Origin of the sequence: Spirillospora sp. NPDC000708, assembly GCF_040299565.1 — a bacterium.
In the GTDB taxonomy this organism is placed as follows: domain Bacteria; phylum Actinomycetota; class Actinomycetes; order Streptosporangiales; family Streptosporangiaceae; genus Spirillospora.
This window is the reverse complement of the sequence record NZ_JBEPCJ010000202.1, coordinates 1-4,006: the sequence shown is the minus strand read 5'-3', so window position 1 is coordinate 4,006 and position 4,006 is coordinate 1. Positions and strand designations below refer to the sequence as shown.

5 protein-coding genes and 1 pseudogene are annotated in these 4,006 nt (G+C 70.6%); 3 read left to right on the top strand and 3 right to left on the bottom strand.

Translation table 11 applies throughout. From position 1 onward, the window contains the following. The first annotated feature begins 533 nt into the window (after positions 1 to 533). Positions 534 to 929: a Rid family hydrolase gene (locus ABT299_RS52310; RefSeq protein WP_387026724.1), complete on the top strand. Its 396-nt coding sequence runs from the start codon at positions 534 to 536 to the stop codon at positions 927 to 929. Between the two features lie 18 nt (positions 930 to 947). Here the strand turns inward: ABT299_RS52310 and nucS are convergent, their stop codons facing one another. Both nucS and ABT299_RS52300 read right to left on the bottom strand, forming a co-directional pair. Beyond that, positions 948 to 1,628: an endonuclease NucS gene (nucS, locus tag ABT299_RS52305; RefSeq protein ID WP_190861965.1), complete on the bottom strand. Its 681-nt coding sequence runs from the start codon at positions 1,626 to 1,628 to the stop codon at positions 948 to 950. Between the two features lie 40 nt (positions 1,629 to 1,668). Further along, the gene (locus tag ABT299_RS52300; RefSeq protein WP_500255427.1) at positions 1,669 to 2,880 is read right to left on the bottom strand and encodes a HEAT repeat domain-containing protein; all 1,212 of its coding nucleotides are present in this window, start codon (positions 2,878 to 2,880) and stop codon (positions 1,669 to 1,671) included. A 170-nt stretch (positions 2,881 to 3,050) separates the two neighbouring features. Here ABT299_RS52300 and ABT299_RS52295 point away from each other — a divergent pair, with 170 nt between their 5' ends. Both ABT299_RS52295 and ABT299_RS52290 read left to right on the top strand, forming a co-directional pair. Further along, entirely contained in the window at positions 3,051 to 3,239 is a 189-nt protein-coding gene (locus ABT299_RS52295) for a hypothetical protein (RefSeq protein WP_190861960.1), read from the top strand. A gap of 193 nt (positions 3,240 to 3,432) precedes the next feature. Continuing rightward, positions 3,433 to 3,819 carry an SCO5389 family protein gene (locus tag ABT299_RS52290; protein ID WP_190861958.1) on the top strand — a complete coding sequence of 129 codons (387 nt, stop codon included), beginning with the start codon at positions 3,433 to 3,435 and terminating at the stop codon, positions 3,817 to 3,819. Between the two features lie 93 nt (positions 3,820 to 3,912). Here ABT299_RS52290 and ABT299_RS52285 read toward each other — a convergent pair. Next, positions 3,913 to 4,006 (bottom strand): annotated as a pseudogene (locus ABT299_RS52285) (ABC transporter permease); the annotation flags it as partial.

Genomic DNA, 4,006 nt, shown 5'->3' with positions numbered 1-4,006 from the left:
GACGAAGTCCATCGCGAAGCGACGCCGAAGGCGCCCTTGACTTTGGAGGGGCGGCCCCGTACGCAAGCGCCACCCCACCACCCGAACACCCATTCTGCGATGACTCCATACCCGCCCTCCCGGCCCCTATTGGACTCCATCCGAAGTAGGTACTTGAACTCGCTCTAATCATTGCCGCATGACAATGCGTATCCCAATCAGTCCGCCGCCGTCGCCAGTCCCGATCCCGGCCCCGATTCCACCCCGGACCCACCCCGGATCCCACCCCACATCCCGTCCCGATCCGGGCCCCGATCCCACCCCGAATCCCGTCCCGATCCCACCCTGGGTCCCGCCTCGCGCGAATCCACAGGATCTCCGCCACACCGCCTAACCATCCATATAGCGCCGACCCCGCCCAGCCTTAGAGGTGACAAAACGCGGCTACCGGCCACTCGCGCAGCCCAACCGCCAAAAAGCGTTCATAGCCGTGGCGGCGGGTAGAGACCGCGAAACAAAGATCAGCGACACGGCCACCAGGGAGCAGAGAGAAGATGCACCGCATCGACATGGATCCGCGGATGTTCGGCGACCGGGTCGGGTATCAGCGGGCCGTCCTGATCGAGCGGCCTGAGCGGTGGCTGTTCGTCGCCGGGCATGAGGCGCGCGGCGAGGACGGTGGCATCGCCCACGCCGGTGACATCCGCGCTCAGGTCGCGCTGACGTTCCGGCGGTTGCGCGAGACGCTCGGCAAGGCCGGGTTCGTCCTCGCCGATGTCGTGCAGATCCGGTTGTTCACCGTGGACCTGCCCGCGCTGACCGCCAACTACGACGCCGTCACCGCCGAGCTCGCCGCCGGGGACTGCCGTCCCACCAGCCTTCTCGCCGGTGTCGACGCCCTGTCCGACCCGGCGATGCTCGTGGAGATCGAGGCCGTCGCCGCGCGGTAGCGGGGCGACGGCGCGCGGTCAGAACAGGGTGCCCTCGTGTTCGATGCCGCGGAGGGCGTCGTAGTCGAGCGTGACGCAGTTGATGCCGCGGTCGGTGGCGAGGACGCGGGCCTGGGGCTTGATCTCCTGCGCGGCGAAGATCCCGCGGACCGGCGCCAGGTGCGGGTCGCGGTTCAGCAGCTCCAGGTACCGCGTGAGCTGCTCGACGCCGTCGATCTCGCCGCGCCGCTTGATCTCGACGGCGACGGTGGCGCTGTCGGAGTCGCGGCACAGGATGTCGACGGGGCCGATCGCGGTCGGGTACTCGCGGCGGATCAGCGACCAGCCCTCGCCGAGCGTGGTGATGTGCTCGGCGAGCAGCTCCTGCAGGTGCGCCTCCACACCGTCCTTCTGCAGGCCCGGGTCCAGCCCCAGCTCGTGGCTGGTGTCGTGGAGGATCTCCTCGATGGTGAGGATGAGCCGCTCGCCCGACTTGCCGTGCGTGACCGTCCAGCGGGCGATCGCGCCGTTCTCCTCGTACGGCTCCTCGCGCAGGGAGCACGGCGGGTTCATCCAGTTCAGCGGCTTGTAGGCGCGGTCGTCGGCATGGATGCTCACGCTCCCGTCCGACTTGATCAGGACGAGCCGGGGGGCCATGGGCAGGTGGGCGGTGAGCTTGCCGGCGTAGTCGACGCTGCAGCGGGCGATAACGAGACGCACGTTGCCCAACCTTAGTTCCGCCGTGGACCTCGCGTGGCCGTCATGCGAGACCCGTGTACCTGCGGCACTCGTCGCGGTCGGTGGGCAGGCCCCACTCCTGAAGGATCTCCATGAGGTTGCCCCACCGCCAGCTGGTGTCCGGGAGTTCGGCGATGACCCGGATGGTCCGCCTCTGGACGTCCGTGAGGTCGGCGTAACGCGGCAGGGGAGCGGACGGGGTGCGGAAGGCCAACCGGAGCGCGACGGCGGACATGGGGAAGGACGCGTCGTCGGATGTGCGGGACAGCCCGTCGAGGACGGCACCGACGGCCTCGTCCGGCGGGTCGGCCATTCCGGCGATGGCGGCGGCCGAGTAGAGGCGCAGGTCGCCGTTCATGAACGCGACGGGCCCGCCGGGCATGCCGGGCGGGTCGACGCAGGCGGCGGCGAGTTCGGCGATGACGGGCGGGTCGGTGACGTCCAGGCGGAGGAGCGCGATGGCGGCGGCCCAGCGGGGTAGCGGCACGGTGCCTGACAGGTGCTCGCGGAGCCGGGGGATGAGGTCGCGGCCGTCGAGGAGGCCGGTGGAGACGAGGGCGTTGGCGGTGACGGCCGGGCCCTGCTCGGTTTCGAGCAGTGCCCGCAGTGCGGGAAGCGACGCGGCGGCCTCCTCCGGGAACCAGCCGAGCGTGTACGCAGCGGCGGCGCGGACGAAGGCGTCGTCGTCGGCGAGCAGGTCGCGGACGAGGGGAAGCCCGGCCTGGACGGCGTCGTAGGCGGCGAGTTCGGCCTCGGCGTTCATCAGGGCGTCGGCGAAGTCGAAGTGCTTGCACCGGAGTTCCCTGGACCGGCGTTCCCGGGGGTCGGCGGCTTCGGCGACCCAGGCGTCCAGGCGGCGTTCCTCCTCGGCGGCGTCGGAGGCGCGCAGCCGGGCGACCTCGCTCCGCCATCCGGCGATGTCGACGCCCGCGGGGAGATGCGACTCGTCGGAGCCGATCGCCATCCCGGTCGCCAGGTACAGCGGGTCGTCGCGGTCGGGGGTGGCGGGGTCGGCGGCGAGGGCCAGCAGGAACGGCACCGCGGGCCCGGACGCCGGATAGCGGCTGCCCTGGTGGTAGATGCTCGCGTAGAGGGTGTGCAGCGCGTTCTGGCGCTCCTCCTGGTCCGGCGTGCGGAGCGTCCGGAGCAAGGCCGGAACGTCGTCCGCGGAGCCGTAGGCGTGGCAGAGGCCGGCCCAGTCGACGTCGTCGAGCCCCGCCAGGAGTTCGTCCATGGCGCGGGATTCTGCCAGCCGTGTCCGACATCCCCGCTGACCTGGATAAGAGCGTCTAAGACCCCGGTAAGGCCGGATATAGGGCGTCGTCCCGATGCCCGCGCGGGGGCCTTAGGACGAACCTCTTGGATGTCGGGTCGTTGCCGCGGCCCGCGACGAAGGAGGGGGCCGTGTACCACCACGACATCATGCGGTCGATCATGCGGGAGCGGGCCGGCGAGCGGCGCGCGGAGGCGCGGGCGGCGCGGAACGCGGCGCTGGCGCGGCGGGCGCGCGAGTTCTGGGAGGAGCGGGCGCAGCGGAGCGCACGCCCGGCGCGGCGCATGTCCGGGCGGCGCGGAGCGGCGCCGGCCGGCTGACGGCCGGCGACCATGAACCGACGACCGGCACCGAAGACGGCCGCCGGCCGGGCGGGAAGCGGGGATCCGCCCGCCGGTGGCCGAGGGTCCCATATGGCTCATGTAAGGATCGCTGTCAAGCCTGGAATTGTCGGGATGCCGTGATTAGCGTCGCGGGTGGTGGGTGTCATCCGTCTGCGAAAGGACCCCCGCGATGTCCCTCGACGTGTCCCCGGAACTCCTCGAGACGGCTCGGCAGGGCGAGATCGGCGACAAGGAGTTCGTCGAATGCATCAGGACGTCCCTCCCCTACGCCTGGGAGATGATCAGCGGTCTGGTGGCGCGGCTGCAGGTGGACGGCGGCGAGTTCGCCGACAACCTGACGCCGCCGCCGGACGAGCGGGCGCGCGGCCAGCTGCTGCGCGTGCTGGCGAGCGACGCGATGCGCGGAACGCTGGAACGCTACTTCGGAGTGAAGCTGGCGTTCCAGAACTGCCATCGGGTCGCGGTCTTCCCGTCCGGTGATTCGGCGGCGTACCGCACGTTCGTGACGCCGCGCGAGCAGATCCTGAACCAGTCTCCGGAACTGCGCGACTGCTGATTCGGCTCCTGCCGAATCGAGCCCGGGCCGAATCGGGCGCGGCTGAATCGAGCGCTGAATCCGCCGCCGGATCGGCTCTGAGGTGCCGTGGACGACCGGGTAGGCGCTGTTGTCGAAGTACTCCGTCTGGATCACGTTGCCGATCATCGTGTTCTGCGGGCCGCCCAGCACCTCGGCGTTGACGTAG

What these genes read in the sequence shown, in the direction of transcription:
- ABT299_RS52290 (WP_190861958.1), top strand. Translation starts at nt 3,433, where the DNA reads ATGTCCCTCGACGTGTCCCCGGAACTCCTCGAGACGGCTCGGCAGGGC.
- ABT299_RS52300 (WP_500255427.1), bottom strand. Translation starts at nt 2,880, where the DNA reads ATGGACGAACTCCTGGCGGGGCTCGACGACGTCGACTGGGCCGGCCTC.
- ABT299_RS52310 (WP_387026724.1), top strand. Translation starts at nt 534, where the DNA reads ATGCACCGCATCGACATGGATCCGCGGATGTTCGGCGACCGGGTCGGG.